Here is a 17,601-nt window from a genome sequence, read left to right as displayed (position 1 = left end):
GAGGCCCCGTGTCCCCACTCGCGCGCCTCGCCGCCGCGGCGGCCGTCCTGGCCACGACCGTGCTCGGCGCCACCCCCGCGATAGCCGCCCCGACCAGCGGTTATGTCCGCCTGGCCCACCTTTCGCCGGACACACCGGCGGTCGACGTCTACCTGAAATCGGAGTCCGGGGCGACACCGCCGCAGACCTTCAGAGCGGTGGCGTACGGCGACATGTCGCAATATCTGCGTCTGCCCACCGGCAGCTACCAGGTCGCAATGCGCAAGGCCGGCGCCCCCGCGACGGAAAACCCGGTGATCACCACCGAGGTCGGCGTCGAGACCGGCGGGGCCTACACGGTGGCCGGCGTGGGCCGCTTCGCCGACCTGGGCCTGCGCATCATCAAGGACGACCTCCAGCTCCCCGACGCCGGCAAGTCGAAGGTCCGGGTCATCCAGGCGTCGGTGAAGGCCCCGGTGCTGAACGTGGCCGGCAAGAACGGCACGAAGATCGCCGACGGCGTCGAGTTCGCCACGACGACGGCCTACAAAGAGGTGAACCCTGGCAGCTGGAGCGTCCGGGTGGCCCCGACCGGCGGAGGCCGCACGAGCGAGTTGCCGTGCACGTTGGGCGCGGGCAGCGTCTATTCCCTGATAGTCCTGGACGACCAGAACGGCGGCCTGAAACCCCAGCTCCACGTCGACGCCGAACGCCAGGGCACGGTCCCGCTCGGTGGCGTGGCCACCGGCGAGGGTGGCACGGCTCCGAGATCGCCGCTGCCTGGGGCTTTGCTGGCCGCCGGCTTCGCCGCCTTGGCCATCGGCACACTGACGGCCGTCCTTCGCCGCCGGCTTTCTTAGGTGTACGAGGTGACGCCCGACCAACAATCCACAGGCCCACCGGACACGGTCTATCGAGGCGCGGCGAAGGTCGGCAAACCGGACGGCGTCCGCGCCTTCGCCACGGTGCCCGGTGCCCTCTCCGTCCCGCGCCCCCGGCCTAGCGAGGCACCCGCCGCTTCCAAGCCGCCCGCAGTCTCCCAGCCGGCCGCGTCCATCGGTTCTGAGCTCGCCGCGTCCGCCGTTGCCAAGCCCGCATCGGCCCCTCCTCGCCGGGTCTTTCCGAAGGGGGCCTCGGTGGACCCGCCGACCGAGGCTGCCCGGGCCGAGGCGGCGGCTGCGGTTGTTTCACCGGCGCGGCCGGTTCCGCTTGTCACGGCGCCGCCGTTGCGAGCGGCCGCTCCAGGGCCGGACGATCTCGCCGAGCCCGCCACCAGCCCGGACGGCGAGGGTGGAGATCCGGACAGATCGGTTCCCGCGCTTGCGGTTGGGGGCGCTGCTCGTCGCGTACTCAATAAGCCGCTCAAAGCGCGACTCGCCCTGCCCGCCCTCGCCGCGACGGTGGCCGCGGTTCTGGCCGGCGGCGCCTATCTCGCCGTGAGTGACCGTGGGCCGGAGCGAGGTGACGCGCCCGGCTCCGCCGGATTGGCGGATCCCGCGAATTCCGATGACCGGCGTAAATCAGGAGGTCCAGGCAACGCCGCGGGCTCGGCACCGGAAACGGGCCAAAGGTCAGGGTCGGCGGAAAGCGCCGGGACCGGCGACAGCCGAGATGCCCGGCCGCCCGGTGATCCGTTCGGCGTGGCCACCACCCTGGCCGCCGGGCCGCCCAGCCGGCTGCGGGTCGCGGCCATCGGGGTCGACACGCCTCTCGAGACGCTGGGGCTCGGAGCTGACGGGGCCCTGCAACCGCCAAAGGCCTTCGGCCAAGCCGGGTGGTATGCGGACGGAACGGCGCCGGGCGACACCGGGCCCGCCGTGATCGCCGGGCATGTCGACTCCAAGGCCGGGCCCGCGATCTTCTACCGGCTGCGCGAGCTGAAGGCCGGCGACCGGATCGACGTGATGCGCGGCGGGCGGATCGTGCGGTTCACCGTCACCTCGTCGCGTTGGTACCCGAAGTCTGATTTCCCGACCGGTGAGGTGTACGGGCCGACGCCCGACCGGCAGCTGAGGCTGATCACGTGTGGTGGGGTCTTCGATCGATCGCTGCGGTCCTACCGCGACAACCTCGTGGTCTACGCGGTGGCCGGGTGATCGTGATTCCGCTGGTGGCGGGTGCCTGTCTATGGTGGAGACCGGTCGACGGCAGGGGGCACGATGGCGGTCGAACGCATGCTCGTCGCCGGTCGGTATCGCCTGGGCGAACCGGTCGGCGCCGGTGGCATGGGTCGCGTCTGGCGTGCCCGCGACGAAATGCTCGACCGTGATGTCGCCGTTAAGGAGTTCGTGCCGCCCGAGTGGATGAGCGACGAGGAGCGGGTGCGGCTGCGTGACCGCACGTTGCGTGAGGCGCGCAGCGCGGGCCGGCTCAACCATCCGCACGTGGTGCGGATCTACGACGTGGTGCACGCCGACGGCCTGCCGTGGATCGTCATGGAATATGTGCCGTCACGGTCGCTCTACCAGGTCATCCAGGACGACGGCCCCTATTCGCCGGCCACCACCGCCCGCATCGGCCTGGCCCTTCTGGACGCGCTGACCGCCGCCCACCGGGCCGGCGTCCTGCACCGTGACGTCAAGCCCCACAACGTGCTCATCGGTCACGACGGTCGTGTCGTCTTGACCGATTTCGGTCTGGCCACCTTCATGGACGACGGGTCGGTGACCGGCCCCGGCCTGATAGTCGGCTCGCCGCAGTACGTGTCGCCCGAGCGCGCCCGGGACGGCACGTCGACACCCGAGTCCGACCTGTGGTCGCTCGGCGCCACCCTCTACACCGCCGTCGAGGGCCGTTCCCCCTACGCCCGCGAGAACGCCATGGCCACCCTGATGGCCCTGGCCACCGAGGAGCCCGATCCGCCGGTGCGGGCCGGGATGCTCGGCCCGGTGCTGACCGGGCTGCTCCGGCACGAGCCCCGCACCCGGCTGAGCGCCGACGAGGTGGAGCGCCGGCTCCGGATGATCATCTCGGCGACGCCGGGCCCGGGCCGGGCCGGCGTGCCGTCGCCGCGTCGGGTCCGAGCCGTCGTCGGGTCCGATATCGATCAGATCATGGCGCCGGCTCGGGCGGCCGTCGCCGCCCTGCCGCCTCCGGCCGAACCGCTGATCGTCGCGCCGAAACCGAAGGCCGACCCGCCGCGCTCCACCTTGATGGCGGCCGGGCTCGCGCTGGTCACCGTCCTCGGCATCGGCGGGATCATGGCCGGCTACCTGGTGCAGCGCGACGAGGAGAAAGCGGCGCCGATCCCGATCCCGGCGTCCCCCTCGCCCTCGCCGTCGCCGGCGTTGCGGACGGTGGCCGCGGGCTTCTCCCCGGCGACCTGCGACCTCCCGGCCCCGGCCGGCCTTCCGGTCACGCCGCAACGGGCCGCCGCCCGGGGCGTCAAGGGATGGTCGCTGCTGGGCGGATGGTCCTATTTCACGGACGGCTCCGGTTTTCACATGCCGGTCCCCGACGGCTGGACGTACCAGCGGATCGGCACCACCTTCTGCTTCCGCGACCCGGTCGGCACCCGCGTGATGGCACTGTCGCTCAATCGCGATCCGGCCGGCGACCCGGTCAAGGCCTGCCGGGCCGAGGCCCAGCGCCTGGTCGGTTCGGGCGCGCTGCCCGGCTATCAGCAGATCACTCTCGAGAAGAAGGAACTGCTGAACAAGGCGGCCGACTGGGAGTACACGTACGTCTCGGGCGGCGCCCAGCGGCATGTGCGCACCCGCTGGCTGGCCACCGACGGCAAGGCGTACGCCATCAGCTGGGCCACCCGCGAGTTCGACTGGACCGCCGATCTGCCCAAGGTCAACATGGTCCTGAGCACGTTCTACGCCGATCGACCGGCCGGGTCGTAGCTCACAGCGATCACACAGCGGGGCTTGCTACCGTCTCTCTTCATGATCGGCAGTAGTCAGCCGGGCTCGGCCCGGCTCCCCGTCGACCGTCCGTTCGCGTACGGACCTCTTCGGCCGTGTTAATCGTTACCGGCCTTCTCCTGGTAATCGTGGTGACCGCCGTCACCGGCTATTTCGTCGCGCAGGAATTCGGCTATGTCGCCGCCGACCGCGGACGACTGCGCCACGACGCCGCGCAGGGCGATCAGGCCGCCGCCCGCGCGCTCAAGGTCACCGAACGTCTCTCCTTCGTGCTCTCGGGCGCCCAGCTCGGCATCACGGTCACCGCTCTGCTCGTCGGTTACGTCGCCGAGCCGTACCTCGGTGAAGGTCTTGCCGACCTGCTCGGCCTGGCCGGCGTGCCGACCGCCGTGAGCATGCCGCTCTCGGTGGCGTTCGCCCTGCTCATCGCGACCGTCGTGCAGATGGTGCTCGGCGAGCTCGCGCCCAAGAACCTGGCCATCGCCCGCGCCGAGGCGCTGGCGAAGGCCCTCAGCCGCTCGACCCTGATGTACCTGACCGTCTTCGGCCCGGTCATCAAGCTGTTCGACAAGACCGCCGGGCGCCTGCTGCGCCGCATCGGCATCGAGCCCATCGAGGAGCTGCCCGAGGGCGCCACCTCCGAGGATCTCGAGCAGATCATCGCCGAGTCGCGGGCCAACGGCGGCCTCGACGCTGAGATGTCCACGCTGCTCGACCGCGGTCTCGACTTCCGCGGCCGGACGGCGGCCGAGGCCATGGTGCCCCGCGTCGACGTACACACTGTGGCCCAGACGGCCACCGCGGCCGACGTCGTGACGATGCTCGACACCCACCGCTCGCGTTTCCCGGTGCGCGGCGCCGTCCTCGACGAGATCGTCGGTGTGGTCGGCATCGCCGACATCCTGGCCATTCCGCCCGCCGAGCGCGACAAGATCGCCGTCTCCGAGGTGATGTCGGCGCCGATCCTGGTGCCGTCGTCGCTGCGGCTGCCGACCGTGCTGGAGCGGCTGCGCTCGGCGCACCGCCAGCTCGCCTGCGTGGTCGACGAGTTCGGCGGCTTCGCCGGCATCATCACGCTCGAGGACATCGCCGAGGAGCTGGTCGGCCAGATCCGCGACGAGGACGACGAGGCCGAGCCCGAGCCGGTGCGCCAGGCCGACGGTTCCTGGCTCGTGCCGGCCCGCTGGCGGATCGACGAGATCACCGACGCGACAGGCGTCGACCTGCCCGCCGGAGACGACTACGAGACCGTGTCGGGCCTGGTCATGGCCAGGCTCGGGCGGGTGGTCCAGGCAGGCGACTCGGTCACTCTCGACGACGGATTGCTTTCCGTACGCGTCGTGAGCGTCGACCGCCACGTCCCGCAGACCGTACGGATCGGCCGATGAACGCGCTCTGGATCGTCCTGTTGCTGGCCGGCAACGCCTTCTTCGTCGCGGCCGAGTTCGCCCTGGTGGCGAGCAAGCGTCACCGCCTCGAGCAGGCGGCCGCCGCGGGCAGCCGGGCCGCGCGCTCGGCGCTGGACGGCACCCGCGAGCTGTCGATGATGCTGGCCGGCGCCCAGCTCGGCATCACCCTGTGTTCGCTGGGCCTGGGCGCGCTGGCCGAGCCGGCGATCGAGCATCTGCTCGGCCCGGCCCTGCACGCGGTGGGCCTGCCCGAGGTGGCGAGCCACGTGATCGCGTTCCTGATCGCGCTGATCGTGGTGACCTTCCTGCACCTGGTCATCGGCGAGATGATGCCGAAATCGTGGGCGATCACCGATCCCGAGCGGTCGGCCACCCTGCTGGCGCTGCCGTTCCGCGGCTTCGTCACGCTGGTGCGCCCGGCCCTGCGGGTGCTGAACGCCCTGGCCAACGCGGCGCTCAAGCCGTTCGGCGTGCATCCGCAGGACCAGCTGGCCCAGGCGCACGGCCCGGCCGAGATGCGCATCCTGCTCGACCGTTCCCGCGCCGAGGGCCTGATCGAGGAGGAGCAGAGCGAGCTGTTGACCAGCGTGCTCGGCCTCGGCTCGCTCAAGGTGCGCGAGGTCCTGCTGCCGACGTCGCGGCTCATCACGATCCCGGCCTCGGCCGGCGCGGCCGAGATCGAGTTGGCCTCGCTGACCAGCGGCCGGTCACGCATCGCGGTGACCGGCGACGACGGCGACGTGATCGGCGTGGTGCACGTCCGCGAGGCGGTCCGGGCGACGGCGGCGGGCCGCGAGGCGCTGGCCCGCGACCTGATGGAGCCCGCCTTCACGGTCGGCGCCGAGGTCAGCGTGGTGGAGGCGGTGGCCGCCCTGCGCGCGGGCCGGGCCCAGCTCGCGATCGTCACATCGGGCGCGGAGCAGGTCGGCTTCGTGGCCCTGGAAGACCTGCTGGAGCAGGTGATCGGCCGCTTCGACGACGAGACGGACATCCCCGTCACGGCGTCGCCGGCCACGTAGTCCCGCCACCCCTGTCTGTTGAGTTGACGCACCGCCTTGTTCGAGGAGGAATGATCCGGTGGTTTTCAAGAAGATGATGCGCGCCTTCGGCGTCGGCGGCCCGTCCGTCGACACCGTGCTGGCGAACCCGAACACCCGTCCCGGCCTGTCCCTGGACGGCCAGGTCAACATCACCGGCGGCGACCACGACGTGAGCATCGACGGCGTCGTGCTGGGCCTGGTCACCCGGGTCGAGTCGGAGCACGGTGACGGTTTCGTCGAGTTCCACCGCCTGCCGGTGGCCGGGGCGTTCCAGCTGCGCAAGGGCGAGAACCGGTCGCTGCCGTTCTCGTTCCCGGTGCCGTGGGAAACACCGATCACCGACGTCTACGGGCAGCACCTGCACGGCATGACGATGGGTCTGCGCACCGAGCTGGCGGTGGCGAAGGCGGTCGACAAGGGTGACCTGGACCAGGTGGCGGTGCACCCGCTGCCGGCGCAGGAGCGCATCCTGGACGCGTTCGCCCGGCTCGGTTTCCGCTTCAAGAGCGCGGACCTGGAGCACGGCGGCATCTACGGCGTGCGCCAGACCCTGCCGTTCTACCAGGAGATCGAGTTCTACCCGCCGCCGCAGTACGCGGGCGGCATCAACGAGGTCGAGGTGACCTTCATCGCCGACCCGCAGGGCGTCGAGGTCGTCCTCGAGTTCGACAAGCGTGGCGGCTTCCTCCAGCCCGGCCACGACGCGTACGGCCGCTTCCGCGTCTCGCACGCCGAGGCCGACACCACCGACTGGAACTCCGTGGTCGAGGGCTGGGTGAGCCAGGCCGCGGGCCGTTACCAGGGCCTGCGCAGCGCCGGCGGCTTCGGCGGCCACGGCGGCGGCTTCGGAGGGCACGGTGGCCACGGCGGCGGTTTCGGCGGCCACGGCGGCTACCCGGCGCACGGCGGCCACGGCTACCACGGCCACACCCGCCACCGCGGCGGCATGGGCATGGGCGGCGTGGCCGCGGGCGTGGCCGGCGGTGTCGTCGGCGGCATGATCCTCGGCGAGGTCATGGACGACGCCTTCGGCGGCGACGACGAGGGCGACTTCGGCGAGGAGTGACCGTCGAGGGCGACTTCGGCGAGGAGTGACCGTCGAGGGGTTGGTGCCCGGCCGCGAGGCCGGGCGCTGACCCGCTGTCGCCCGCCCGCGCCCGCCCGTCACGCGCTCGCCCGCGCACGGCCGTCACGCGCACGCCGTCCCGCGCCCCGCCCGCCCGCGCTGCCGCTAACCCACGCTGGCGGTGGCCAGCTTGACGCCGAAACCGACGAACAGGGCGCCCACCCCGCCCGCCGCCCCCGCGGCCAGGCGACGCCGGCGCTGGAACTGGCCGGCCAGGAACCGGCCGCCGAAGATCAGTGCCGTCAGGTAGAGCCCGCTGCACACCTGCACCACAGCGCCCAGCACCAGGAACGGCAGCACCGGATGCGCATATCCGGGCTCCACGAACTGGATGAAGAACGACACGAAGAACAGGATCGCCTTCGGGTTGAGCAGGCTGATCACGGCCGCCTGCCGGAACGGATGACGAACCTCCTCGATCACCGACGGCGCGGCCGCCGTGGATGTTCCCCGCCAGCGGCGGATGCCGCCGCGGACGATCCCGATCCCCACCCAGAACAGATAGGCCGCGCCCGCGTATTTGATGACGGTGAACAGCGGCGGATAGGCCCGCAGCAGCGACGCCGCCCCCGCCGCGGACAGCGTCATCAGGACCGCGTCGCCCAGGAACACCCCGGCCGCCGCCTGATATCCCGCGCGGACCCCGCGCCGCGCCGCCGTCGACAACACGAAGATCGAGTTGGGGCCGGGCAGCAGAATGATCGCCACGGTGCCCACCACGTACGTCCAGAAATCGGTGACGCCGAGCATGTCAGGCCGCCGCCAGCCGGGCACGGAGCCGCTCCGACGCGGCCGGCCACTCGTCGGGGGTCATGCTGAACACCACCGTGTCGCGCCACGACCCGTCCGGCCGCTGCCGATGGCGCCGCAGCGCTCCCTCGTGGACCGCCCCGAGCCGCGCGATCGCCTTCTGCGACCGCTCGTTGCGGTTGTCGGTGTACCAGAACACGCGCTCGGCCGCGAGCTTGTCGAAGGCGTGCTCGAGCAGCAGCAGCTTGGCCTCGGTGTTGACGCCCGTGCGCCACCACCGCTTGCCGATGATCGTGTGCCCGATCGCCAGCGACCGCCGCGCCGGGTCGATGTCGTGGTAGCTGGTCATGCCGATCACCCGGCCGGTGGCCGGCTCGACCTGGGCCCAGCACACCTGCGCGCCGCTCCACCGATGACGCTGGAGAACGGCGAGGTAGTCGGTCATCTCCTCGACGGTCCGCGGGCGGCGCACCAGGAAGTGCTGCCAGAGCTCGTCGTCGGCGAGCGCCTCGACCAGCCCCTCGGCGTGGGCCGGGGTCAGGGGCTCGAGCCGCACGTGCCGGCCCTCGAGCGGAACGGCCGAGGCCCACGGCAGCTCCGAACCGGGCAGGTAGGTGGGCAGTGCGGCGGTCACCCCGGTATCGGTCTCGGCCGGCCCGAACTCGCGCCGGACCGGCACCACGCCGGCCCAGTGCGGCAGCGGCAGGTCCTCCTCGGCGTCGTTCACCCCTCCACTGCGGGCGCGGGCCGACACCTCCTCCAGCGGCAGCGCGAGCACGCCGGTCTGCGCCAGCTCCTGCTTGGTCGGCGGCCGGCTGTCGGCCGCGCGGCCGGCGCCCACCTTTTCCACCAGTGCGGTCATGGCGGCCAGCTTCTCGGCCGGGTCGGTGACCAGCCGGGCCGCGCCCATGGCGACCACCGAGCGGTAGTTGGCGCTGTGGTGGAACTGCGAACGGCCGTACACCAGACCGTCGAGAAGCGTGACGCTCACGCAGACCTCCACATCGGAGCTCCGGGCCGAAAGGCCGAAACGCCCGCCGGAGGAACCGTGCAGATAAAGCGTCTCGCCCACGCGGACGTGAAGCGTGGGCAGCACCCGGGGTGAGCCGTCGACGACGAACGCGACGGAACAGTCATACGCCTCGTCGAGAATGGCGTGGGCCAGGGCCCGGTCGTAGTGGGTGCGCTCGCGGTAGCGGGTGGCTGTCGTGCGAGCCGTCTGGGGATAGAGGTCGGACATCGAGGCCTCCTCGCTTGCAAAACCTGCTGTGCTAGTACAAACTCTTTCGTGTGGCAGCACAGTATCAGGTGACCGGCGACAGCGCCGCCTCGATTTCCAGCAGCATCGAGTCGGGCGTCCTGAAGGGCCACTACGCCTCGGGCGCGCCCCTCCCGCCCATCCGCGTGTTGGCCGACTTCCTGCGGGTGAGCCCGGCCACGGTGGCCAAGGCCTATCAGTCACTGCGCCAGCGCGGGGTCGTCGAGGCCGACGGCCGCCGGGGCACGCGCGTGCGTTCCCGTCCCGCCGTGGCCGGCCCGCGCTCCGACCTGCGCCTCCCCGTCCCCGAGGGCGTGCGCGATCTCTCCTCCGGTGAGCCCGACCTGCGGCTGCTGCCCCCGCTCGGCCCGGTGTTCCAAGACCAACCACAGGGGTACGCCTCGGCGGCGGCCATGCCCGAGCTGATCGAGGCCGCCCGTCCCCGTCTGCTGGCCGACGGCCTCCCGGTCGGCGACGCGCTCATCACCGTCACCTCGGGCACCCTCGACGCCATCGAGCGCCTGCTCACGGTCCACCTGCGGCCGGGTGACGCCGTGGCCGTCGAGGACCCCGGCTGGTCCAACCTGCTCGACCTGCTCGCCGCCATGGACCTGCGCCCGGTGCCGTTCACCCTCGACAACGAGGGCCCCACGCCGGCCTCGGTCGCCTCGGCCATCCAGGACGGCGCCGTGGCCGCCGTCATCACGGTGCGCGCGCAGAACCCGACCGGTGCCGCCGTCAGCGCCGTGCGGGCCGAGCAACTGCGGAGCGTCTTCGCCGCCTACCCCGGCTTCCTGCTGATCGAGGACGATCACGCCGCCGAGCTGGCCGAGGCGCCGCCGCATTGCGTCGGCCCGGTCACCGGAGCCTGGGCCGTCACCCGCTCGGCGTCCAAGCCGTTCGGCCCCGACCTGCGGATCAACGTGCTGGCCGGCGACGAGACGACCATCTCGCGGGTGGTCGGCCGCATGCGCATCGGCTCGGGCTGGGTGTCGACCATCCTCCAGCGGACGCTCCTGCGTCTGTGGCAAGACCCCGAGGTCACCGAGCTGGTGGCGCACGCCGCCGGTGCTTATGGCCGGCGGCGGCGCCTCCTGCGCGACGAGCTGCGGGCCCGGGGCCTCACCGCCGAGGGCGAGACCGGCATCAACGTCTGGGTCACCGTTCCCGACGAGACCCGCGCCGTCGGCCTGCTGAGGGACGCCGGATGGGCGGTGGCACCCGGCTCCCTGTTCCGCACCTCGACGCCGTACGGCATCCGCATTTCGATCGGTCCCCTCGATGAGCAGGAGATCCCCACGGTGGCCGACGCCGTGGCCGCGGCCGTCCATCCCTCCGGCCTCACCGCCCCGGCCCGATGATCAGGCCCGCAGCCGGCGGTACGCCCGGGCCGACAGCGGCAGGAAGACCGCCGTGAGCGCCAGCGGCCAGGCCAGGGCCAGCCAGACCGCGCCGTCGGCCAGCGGGCCGGTCGTGATACCGGTCGGGTTGCCGAAAAGCTCCCGTGCCGCCGAGGCGGTCGCCGACAACGGGTTCCAGGCGGCGATCGCGCCCAGCCAGCCCGGCATCGTCTCGGCCGAGACGATCGCGGTCGAGAGGAAACCGATGGGCCAGACCAGCACCTGTACGGCCATGGTGGCCCCCTCGCCACGGAAGGCGAGGCCGACGAAGATGCCGATCCACAGCATCGCGAAGCGCAACCAGAGCAGGAGCGCCACGGCCAGCGCCACCGACGCCGGGTCCGACGTGATCCGCCAGCCGATCAGCAGTCCACCGAGGATCAGCACGAAAAGCTCGACCGCCGAGTTGGCCATGTCGGCCCCGACCCGGCCCAGCGCCACCGACGAGCTGCCGATCGGCATCGAGCGGAACCGGTCGGTGATGCCCTTGCGGGCGTCGTTGGCCATCGTCGTGGCCGTGCTCTCGACGCCGAACATCATGCTCAGCGCGAGCATGCCGGGCAGGAGGAAGGTGATGTAGTCGCCGCCGCCGGGCACGGTGATCGCCCCGCCGAACAGGAAGCCGAAGACGAGCAGCAACATGATCGAGAAGAGCAGGCCGAAGATCGGCGTCCAGGGCTGGCGTTGCCAGTGGGCCAGCTCCCGCTGCGTCATGATCCATCCAGCGCGCAGTGTCGTCATCGGGAGACTCCTTCGGTCAGGGCCAGGAACGCCTCGTCCAGGGTGGGCCGCCGGAGCACCAGGTCCTCGGGGTCGATCCTCAGTTCGTCCAGACCGCGGACGACATCGGCGAGCGTGCCCAGGCCGATCTCGAAGGTGAGGCTGTGCGCCTCGTCGTCGATCACCGCGGGCGCGCCCACCACCGCCGAGAGCCGTTCCGCGACGTCTCCGAGGGGCGTCCGCAGCGGCAGGGTGACGGTCACCCGGTCGCCGCCGACCTGGCGTTTCAGCTCGTCCGGCGTGCCCTCGGCGATCACCTTGCCGTGGTTCATCACCGAGATCCGGGCGGCCAGCTGGTCCGCTTCGTCCAGATATTGGGTGGTCAGCAGCACCGTGGTGCCGCGGGCGGCGATCTCCCGGACGCTCTCCCACACCTCGTTGCGGGCCCGGGGGTCGAGGCCGGTGGTCGGCTCGTCCAGGAAGAGCACGGCCGGCGTCATGACCAGCCCGGCCGCGATGTCGAGCCGGCGGCGCATGCCTCCGCTGTAGGTCGAGACCGCCCGCTCGGCCGCCTCGGTCAGCCCGAAGACGGTCAGCAGCTCCTCGGCCCGGTGCCGGGCGTCGTTCTTGGTGAGGCCGAAGAGCCGTCCGAACATCACCAGGTTCTGGCGGCCGCCGAGGATCTCGTCGACCGCCGCGTGTTGCCCGATGAGCCCGATCCGGCGCCGGACCTGGGGCGCTTGGAGGCGTATATCGAAACCGGCGACCGAGGCCGTGCCCGAATCGACGTCGATGAGCGTGGCCAGGGCCTTGACCGCCGTCGTCTTGCCGGCGCCGTTCGGGCCGAGGAGGCCGTGGATCACGCCCGAGGGCACGGCCAGGTCGAAACCGTCCAGGGCGCGGGTTGTGCCGTACGTCTTCCGTAGTCCGTCAGCCGTCAGCGAGTTCACGTCACTCCTAACTCCGTATGCCTTACGGAAATTGATGCGCGGTACACCGTACACCCCACGGGGTAACCTCCGCACATGGAAAGTCAGAACGTCGACCGCACGCTCAGCCTCTTGTGGCGGAGCACCCTGGGCACGCCGCAGGGCTCACGCGGACCGAAACAGCGGGTCAGCGTGGACGAGGTGGTGCGCGCGGCGATCGAGGTGGCCGACGAGGAGGGTCTGCCCGCGTTCTCGATGCGCAAGGTCGCCGACCGGCTCGGGCTCAAACTGATGTCGATCTACACGTACGTCCCGGGTCGCTCCGAGCTGATCGGCCTCATGGTCGACGAGGTCATGGGTGAGCAGGAACTGCCACCGCACAAAGGTGACCTGCGGGAACGCCTCACCGTGGTGGCGCGGCAGATGTGGGACGAGTTCCACCGGCATCCGTGGCTGTTGCAGGTGGAGGAGAGCCGTCCGTGGATCGGCCCGAACGGCTCCGATCGCTGGGAGTGGCAGCTGGCCGCCATTGAGGGCGCCGGCTTCACTGATCTCGAGATGGACCAGGTGATCACGCTGCTGGGCGGCTTCACGGCGTCCGCCGCGCGGGCCTCGATCGCGGCCGGCCGTACGGCCCAGCAGTCCGGAATGTCGGATCTGGAGTGGTGGGAGATCAACGCGCCCATCCTCGAGCGCGTCATGACGCCGGGCGCCTATCCGATCTCGGGGCGCGTCGGCACGGCCGCCGGCCAGGAGTACAACGCGGTCGGCGACCCCTTGCGGTCGTTCACCTTCGGCCTCGACCGCATCCTCGACGGGCTCGAGGCCCTCCTGAACCGTTAACCCAGGGCCCCGGCCGCGATCTTCAAATCATCGACCAAGGTCCGGTACGCCGTCTCGCGGTCGTCCGCGCGCAGAACGGCCGACGGATGGAACGTCGCGAGAGCCTGGATCTCGGCCACCGGGAAATCGCCGGGGTGCTGGGCCGAGGCCGGCCACGGCATCAGCTTGCCGCGCTGCTGGGTGACCCGGAACGACGGTCCCAGCAGTGCCTTGCCCGCGGTGGCGCCGAGGATCACCACGAGCTCCGGCTCGAGCAGCGAGAACTCGGCCACCAGCCAGGGACGGCAGGCGGTGATGTGGGCCGGCCCCGGGTTCTGGTGGATGCGCCGCTTGCCGCGCATCTCGAAGCGGAAGTGCTTCACGGCATTGGTGATGTAGACGTCACCCGCGTCGAGGCCGGAGTCGTCGACCGCTTCGCGCAGCAGCCGCCCGGCCGGGCCCACGAAGGGCAGGCCCTTCTGGTCCTCGACGTCGCCGGGCTGCTCGCCGACCAGCACCACCCGGGCGTTCGGCGCGCCCCGCCCGAAGACGGTCTGCGTGGCGTCCGCGTGCAGCTCACAGCCCTGACAGCCGGCTGCGGCGGACTTGAGCTTGTCGATGCTCCATGGCTGGGGCGGCACCCACTCCTGCGCGCCGACCGGAGCTTCGGTCCTAGGCATGGAGACGTTTTTACCCCTCTCGACTCTGAGTACCCTCGTGGGGTGCGGTTGACGGATTTCTGGGAGCGGCTCGGCGAGTCGTTCGGTGGCGCCTATGCGCGAAGCATCGCGGCAGATCACTCTTTTGCGTCATTGGGCGACCGGACCATCGATCGAGCGATAGCCGAGGGTGTCGACACGGCTACTATCTGGCGAGCAGTGGTGGCCGAGTACCCCGATCGGGTGCCCTCTCGCCTGCGATAACGCTGGTTTCGTACACCCGTTCTGGCGTGTCACTCGATAGTCGTACACGTGTTCGGCTATTGTCCACAACGGCTTGGTTATCCACAGCCGGAGGCAGGGCAGCGGATTTTTGTCATACCCACCCCCTACCTTGGTGCGCGTGGTGAACAGAAGCTCATCGGCGAAGACGCCTGCGAAATCGAGTACAGGGGTGGCGGACATGGGGAACGGACCTGACCGGGACAAAGCGCTCGATCTGGCATTGGCACAGATTGACAAGCAGTTCGGCAAGGGCTCGGTGATGCGGCTCGGGGAGCGGCCGGTCGTGGAGACCGCCATCATCCCCACCGGGTCCATCGCCCTCGACGTGGCGCTCGGCGTCGGCGGTCTGCCGCGGGGCCGGGTCATCGAGGTGTACGGCCCGGAGTCCTCCGGTAAGACGACGGTGGCCCTGCACGCGGTGGCCAACGCGCAGCGCAACGGCGGCATCGCGGCGTTCATCGACGCCGAGCACGCCCTCGACCCGGAGTACGCCAAGGCGCTCGGCGTCGACACCGACGCCCTGCTCGTCTCCCAGCCCGACACGGGTGAGCAGGCGCTCGAGATCGCCGACATGCTGATCCGCTCGGGCGCGCTCGACATCATCGTCATCGACTCGGTGGCGGCCCTCGTGCCCCGCGCCGAGATCGAGGGCGAGATGGGCGACAGCCACGTCGGCCTCCAGGCCCGGCTCATGAGCCAGGCCCTGCGCAAGATCACCGGTATCCTCAACAACTCCGGCACGACCGCGATCTTCATCAACCAGCTCCGCGAGAAGATCGGCGTCATGTTCGGCTCGCCCGAGACCACGACCGGTGGCCGCGCGCTGAAGTTCTACGCCTCGGTCCGCCTCGACGTGCGCCGCATCGAGAGCCTGAAGGACGGCACCGACGTGGTGGGCAACCGCACCCGCGTCAAGGTCGTGAAGAACAAGGTGGCCGCGCCGTTCAAGCAGGCCGAGTTCGACATCATGTACGGCAAGGGCATCTCGCGGGAGGGCTCGCTGATCGACGTCGGCGTCGAGCAGAGCATCATCCGCAAGTCCGGAGCCTGGTACACGTACGACGGCGACCAGCTCGGCCAGGGCAAGGAGAAGGCGCGGGAGTTCCTCAAGGAAAACCCTGACGTCGCGGCCGAGATCGAGAAGAAGATCCTGGAGAAGCTCGGCGTGGGCCAGACCACTGGCGACGCCGCCGGCGGCCCGGAGCTGCCGCCGGTCGACTTCTGATCCCGGCCGAGCTCACCACATGACCGGACGACGCGGCGCGCGTGCCGGGCGCGGATGGGATGCCATCCCGCCCCGGCCGCCCCGCCCTTCCGATGAGCATCCGCCCGGCGATCCCCCCGGCGACGAAACGGAACGCGGCAACGTCCCGCCCCGTCACCGAGGCGACTCGCCGGGCGGAACCGCCCGCCCGGCTCGCCAGGGCCTGCCGTGGTCCCACTCCGATCCGTTCGGCCTGGGCCTGCCTTCTTCCGGCCGCCCTTCCCGCCGGGACGGTTCCCCTTCGGACGCCGACCGGGACGACTCCTGGCCCGACGCTTCCGACGAGGACGAGTTCGACCCGGCCGACCCCAGCGCGGGCCGGCCGACTCGCTCCACCCGCCGGGGGTCTCGCTCCACCAGAGACGATTCCGGGGACGGCGGCTTAGGTGGTTCTGACACCGGTTTCCGTGGCGCCGGTGGCGGTTTCGGCAGCGGCGGTTTCGGTGGTTCCGGCAGCGGCGGTTTTGGTAGTTCCGGCGGTGGCGGTTCTCGGCGTGCTCGTTCGGGACGAGGCGGTTCGGGGGAGGGTGGCTCGCGGCAGGCTCGCTCCGGTGAAGGCGGTTCCGGCTCCGGGCGTCAGTCCCAGCCGTCGCAGAGCGAGGGGGAGCGCGCCCGGGAGATCTGCCTGCGCCAGTTGGCGGTGCGTCCCCGCACCCGCGCCGAGCTCGCGAAGGTCCTGGCCCGCAAGGAGATCTCCGACGAGGTGATCGCCGAGGTCCTCGACCGCTACGACGAGGTCGGCATCATCGACGACGCCGCGTTCGCCCGCGCCTGGGTCACGAGCCGTCACCAGGGCCGCGGCCTGGCCCGCCGAGCTTTGGCCAACGAGCTACGCCAGCGCGGCGTGGACGCCGAGACCGCCAGCGAGGCTTTGGAGGCCGTGGACGACGAGGACGAGGCCACCACAGCCCGAGCTTTGGTCGACCGCAAACTCCGCACCGCCACAGGTCCCCCCGACGCGGTATTCCGCCGCTTGGTAGCCATGCTGGCCCGCAAGGGCTACCCCGCCGGCATAGCCTTCCGAGCCGTCAAGGACGCTTTGGCCGCCCGAGACGCCGAGGCCGCCGAGTTCGCCGACGCCGTAGACGCCGACGCCCTGGCCGACGAATCAACCGACCTGTCCTGACGCCTCCCACCCACCGTCTCCAGCCGTACCTCCCGCGCCGCCCCCGCCCACCGTCTCCAGCCGTACCTTCCGCGCCGCCTCGTTCCTCCGGGGTCGAGCGCATTGCGGTCGTACCCTCCTTGCCGCTGCCTCGCTCCTTGGATGGCGCTCCTTGCTTCTGATCGCGCCTTCCCCCTATCCCTTTTGTTCCGTTGTGCGGCTCATGGGTTTTCGGGCGGCGGGACTGTGTGAGGTCGATCTACGATGCGGCGCATGGCATTGATTCATCGGGCTCAACTTCGTCCCACCAAGCTGGAGCTTCTGGAAGAGTGGCTTCCCTCGCGAGAGTGGGCCGGCGACGGTGGTGGCTCGGGGCTCGAGCGGGTCGCGGCCTATCGGTTCGATGACCCGGCGGGGGAGGTCGGGGTCGAGACCCTTCTGGTGCGGGCGGGGGACGGGCCCGTGCTTCAGGTGCCGCTCACCTATCGCGGTGCTCCCCTGGACGGTGGGGACTCCTGGCTGGTGGGGACCTGCGAGCATTCGGTGCTGGGGCGGCGCTGGGTGTACGACGCGGTCGGTGACCCGGTCTATGCGGCTGCGCTGGTGAAGGCGATCCTCGGTGGTGGAGGGCAGGCGCAGGAGTTCTTCGAGACTGACGGGCGGCTCGAACCGCGGCCTCTCAGCATGACCATCGTCGTCGACGAGGGCGAGAAGGCGGGGGAATCGGAGACGGCGCCGGGTGATCCGGCGTTGGTCGTTGCCGAGGGGGCCGAGTTCGCTGTGGTTCGGCGGGTCGGTGGCGGCTGGGCTCGGGACGGCCTGCGGTTGAGTGGTTCCTGGAGTGGGCAGCCCGCGCTGGTTCCGCTGGTGTTCGTCGCGAATGTGGAATAGATAACAATCAGTATTCCTGTGCCTCCATATTGTCGGGTGTGGATGGCGCCAGTGGGCTGACCTCGGTTAAGTTGCTTCCTCACATCGCGGGGGGA

General features: G+C 70.9%; 16 protein-coding genes and 1 pseudogene. 12 read left to right on the top strand and 5 right to left on the bottom strand.

Features of this window, described 5'->3' with window-relative positions:
- Nucleotides 1–8 precede the first annotated feature (8 nt).
- From ACQP2X_RS42530 to ACQP2X_RS42505, 6 genes are all read left to right on the top strand, one after another.
- On the top strand, nucleotides 9–839 hold the full coding sequence (locus ACQP2X_RS42530) for a DUF4397 domain-containing protein (protein WP_498691648.1): 831 nt from the start codon (nucleotides 9–11) through the stop codon (nucleotides 837–839).
- Between the two features lie 780 nt (nucleotides 840–1,619).
- Nucleotides 1,620–2,075, top strand: coding sequence for a class F sortase (locus tag ACQP2X_RS42525; RefSeq protein WP_498691646.1), 456 nt, complete (start codon nucleotides 1,620–1,622; stop codon nucleotides 2,073–2,075).
- Between the two features lie 63 nt (nucleotides 2,076–2,138).
- The gene (locus ACQP2X_RS42520) at nucleotides 2,139–3,827 is read left to right on the top strand and encodes a serine/threonine-protein kinase (protein ID WP_498691644.1); all 1,689 of its coding nucleotides are present in this window, start codon (nucleotides 2,139–2,141) and stop codon (nucleotides 3,825–3,827) included.
- A gap of 116 nt (nucleotides 3,828–3,943) precedes the next feature.
- The gene (locus ACQP2X_RS42515) at nucleotides 3,944–5,236 is read left to right on the top strand and encodes a hemolysin family protein (RefSeq protein ID WP_498691642.1); all 1,293 of its coding nucleotides are present in this window, start codon (nucleotides 3,944–3,946) and stop codon (nucleotides 5,234–5,236) included.
- The gene (locus ACQP2X_RS42510) at nucleotides 5,233–6,276 is read left to right on the top strand and encodes a hemolysin family protein (protein ID WP_498691640.1); all 1,044 of its coding nucleotides are present in this window, start codon (nucleotides 5,233–5,235) and stop codon (nucleotides 6,274–6,276) included. The genes ACQP2X_RS42515 and ACQP2X_RS42510 overlap by 4 nt, the downstream gene beginning before the upstream one ends.
- Before the next feature lie 58 nt (nucleotides 6,277–6,334).
- Entirely contained in the window at nucleotides 6,335–7,363 is a 1,029-nt protein-coding gene (locus ACQP2X_RS42505; RefSeq protein WP_498691638.1) for a sporulation protein, read from the top strand.
- Nucleotides 7,364–7,528: 165 nt separating this feature from the next.
- On the opposite strand, the gene leuE is transcribed toward ACQP2X_RS42505, so the two are convergent.
- A complete protein-coding gene (gene leuE, locus ACQP2X_RS42500; RefSeq protein ID WP_498701206.1) occupies nucleotides 7,529–8,173 on the bottom strand; it encodes a leucine efflux protein LeuE in 645 nt (214 codons plus the stop codon).
- A 1-nt stretch (nucleotide 8,174) separates the two neighbouring features.
- Nucleotides 8,175–9,413: a bifunctional pyridoxamine 5'-phosphate oxidase family protein/GNAT family N-acetyltransferase gene (locus ACQP2X_RS42495; protein WP_498691636.1), complete on the bottom strand. Its 1,239-nt coding sequence runs from the start codon at nucleotides 9,411–9,413 to the stop codon at nucleotides 8,175–8,177.
- Nucleotides 9,414–9,463: 50 nt separating this feature from the next.
- Between ACQP2X_RS42495 and ACQP2X_RS42490 the strand changes: the two genes are divergently transcribed.
- Entirely contained in the window at nucleotides 9,464–10,792 is a 1,329-nt protein-coding gene (locus ACQP2X_RS42490; RefSeq protein WP_498691635.1) for an aminotransferase class I/II-fold pyridoxal phosphate-dependent enzyme, read from the top strand.
- On the opposite strand, the gene ACQP2X_RS42485 is transcribed toward ACQP2X_RS42490, so the two are convergent.
- Together ACQP2X_RS42485 and ACQP2X_RS42480 are read right to left on the bottom strand one after the other, a co-directional pair.
- On the bottom strand, nucleotides 10,793–11,572 hold the full coding sequence (locus ACQP2X_RS42485; RefSeq protein WP_498691633.1) for an ABC transporter permease: 780 nt from the start codon (nucleotides 11,570–11,572) through the stop codon (nucleotides 10,793–10,795). It lies immediately after the preceding gene.
- Nucleotides 11,569–12,501 carry an ATP-binding cassette domain-containing protein gene (locus ACQP2X_RS42480; protein WP_498691630.1) on the bottom strand — a complete coding sequence of 311 codons (933 nt, stop codon included), beginning with the start codon at nucleotides 12,499–12,501 and terminating at the stop codon, nucleotides 11,569–11,571. The genes ACQP2X_RS42485 and ACQP2X_RS42480 overlap by 4 nt, the downstream gene beginning before the upstream one ends.
- Before the next feature lie 75 nt (nucleotides 12,502–12,576).
- Between ACQP2X_RS42480 and ACQP2X_RS42475 the strand changes: the two genes are divergently transcribed.
- A complete protein-coding gene (locus tag ACQP2X_RS42475; RefSeq protein WP_498691628.1) occupies nucleotides 12,577–13,323 on the top strand; it encodes a TetR/AcrR family transcriptional regulator in 747 nt (248 codons plus the stop codon).
- Here the strand turns inward: ACQP2X_RS42475 and ACQP2X_RS42470 are convergent.
- On the bottom strand, nucleotides 13,320–13,982 hold the full coding sequence (locus ACQP2X_RS42470) for a UdgX family uracil-DNA binding protein (protein ID WP_498691626.1): 663 nt from the start codon (nucleotides 13,980–13,982) through the stop codon (nucleotides 13,320–13,322). The two genes, ACQP2X_RS42475 and ACQP2X_RS42470, sit on opposite strands and share 4 nt — an antisense overlap.
- Before the next feature lie 42 nt (nucleotides 13,983–14,024).
- Here ACQP2X_RS42470 and ACQP2X_RS42465 point away from each other — a divergent pair, with 42 nt between their 5' ends.
- The 4 genes and pseudogenes from ACQP2X_RS42465 to ACQP2X_RS42450 all read left to right on the top strand — a co-directional run bounded on the left by ACQP2X_RS42465 (nucleotide 14,025) and on the right by ACQP2X_RS42450 (nucleotide 17,506).
- Complete coding sequence (locus tag ACQP2X_RS42465) at nucleotides 14,025–14,225, top strand: DUF3046 domain-containing protein (protein WP_498691624.1); 201 nt, start codon at nucleotides 14,025–14,027, stop codon at nucleotides 14,223–14,225.
- A gap of 199 nt (nucleotides 14,226–14,424) precedes the next feature.
- Nucleotides 14,425–15,471 (top strand): recombinase RecA, encoded by a 1,047-nt coding sequence (gene recA, locus ACQP2X_RS42460; protein WP_097318782.1) that lies wholly within the window; start codon nucleotides 14,425–14,427, stop codon nucleotides 15,469–15,471.
- 637 nt (nucleotides 15,472–16,108) lie between these two features.
- Nucleotides 16,109–16,636, top strand: a pseudogene (locus tag ACQP2X_RS42455) (regulatory protein RecX); the annotation flags it as partial.
- Nucleotides 16,637–16,888: 252 nt separating this feature from the next.
- On the top strand, nucleotides 16,889–17,506 hold the full coding sequence (locus ACQP2X_RS42450) for a CG0192-related protein (protein WP_498691622.1): 618 nt from the start codon (nucleotides 16,889–16,891) through the stop codon (nucleotides 17,504–17,506).
- The last annotated feature ends 95 nt before the right edge of the window (nucleotides 17,507–17,601 follow it).

The sequence above is a fragment of the Actinoplanes sp. CA-131856 genome (assembly GCF_050956135.1).
Classification (GTDB): domain Bacteria; phylum Actinomycetota; class Actinomycetes; order Mycobacteriales; family Micromonosporaceae; genus Actinoplanes.
The sequence above is the reverse complement of the archived record's forward strand: the minus strand, read 5'-3'. Positions and strand labels throughout refer to the sequence as shown.

Excerpts from the sequence above, each read along its gene's own strand:
- ACQP2X_RS42520 (WP_498691644.1), top strand. The coding sequence starts at position 2,139 with ATGGCGGTCGAACGCATGCTCGTCGCCGGTCGGTATCGCCTGGGCGAA.
- ACQP2X_RS42495 (WP_498691636.1), bottom strand. The coding sequence starts at position 9,413 with ATGTCCGACCTCTATCCCCAGACGGCTCGCACGACAGCCACCCGCTAC.
- ACQP2X_RS42470 (WP_498691626.1), bottom strand. The coding sequence starts at position 13,982 with ATGCCTAGGACCGAAGCTCCGGTCGGCGCGCAGGAGTGGGTGCCGCCC.
- leuE (WP_498701206.1), bottom strand. The coding sequence starts at position 8,173 with ATGCTCGGCGTCACCGATTTCTGGACGTACGTGGTGGGCACCGTGGCG.
- ACQP2X_RS42510 (WP_498691640.1), top strand. The coding sequence starts at position 5,233 with ATGAACGCGCTCTGGATCGTCCTGTTGCTGGCCGGCAACGCCTTCTTC.
- ACQP2X_RS42475 (WP_498691628.1), top strand. The coding sequence starts at position 12,577 with ATGGAAAGTCAGAACGTCGACCGCACGCTCAGCCTCTTGTGGCGGAGC.
- recA (WP_097318782.1), top strand. The coding sequence starts at position 14,425 with ATGGGGAACGGACCTGACCGGGACAAAGCGCTCGATCTGGCATTGGCA.
- ACQP2X_RS42485 (WP_498691633.1), bottom strand. The coding sequence starts at position 11,572 with ATGACGACACTGCGCGCTGGATGGATCATGACGCAGCGGGAGCTGGCC.
- ACQP2X_RS42450 (WP_498691622.1), top strand. The coding sequence starts at position 16,889 with ATGGCATTGATTCATCGGGCTCAACTTCGTCCCACCAAGCTGGAGCTT.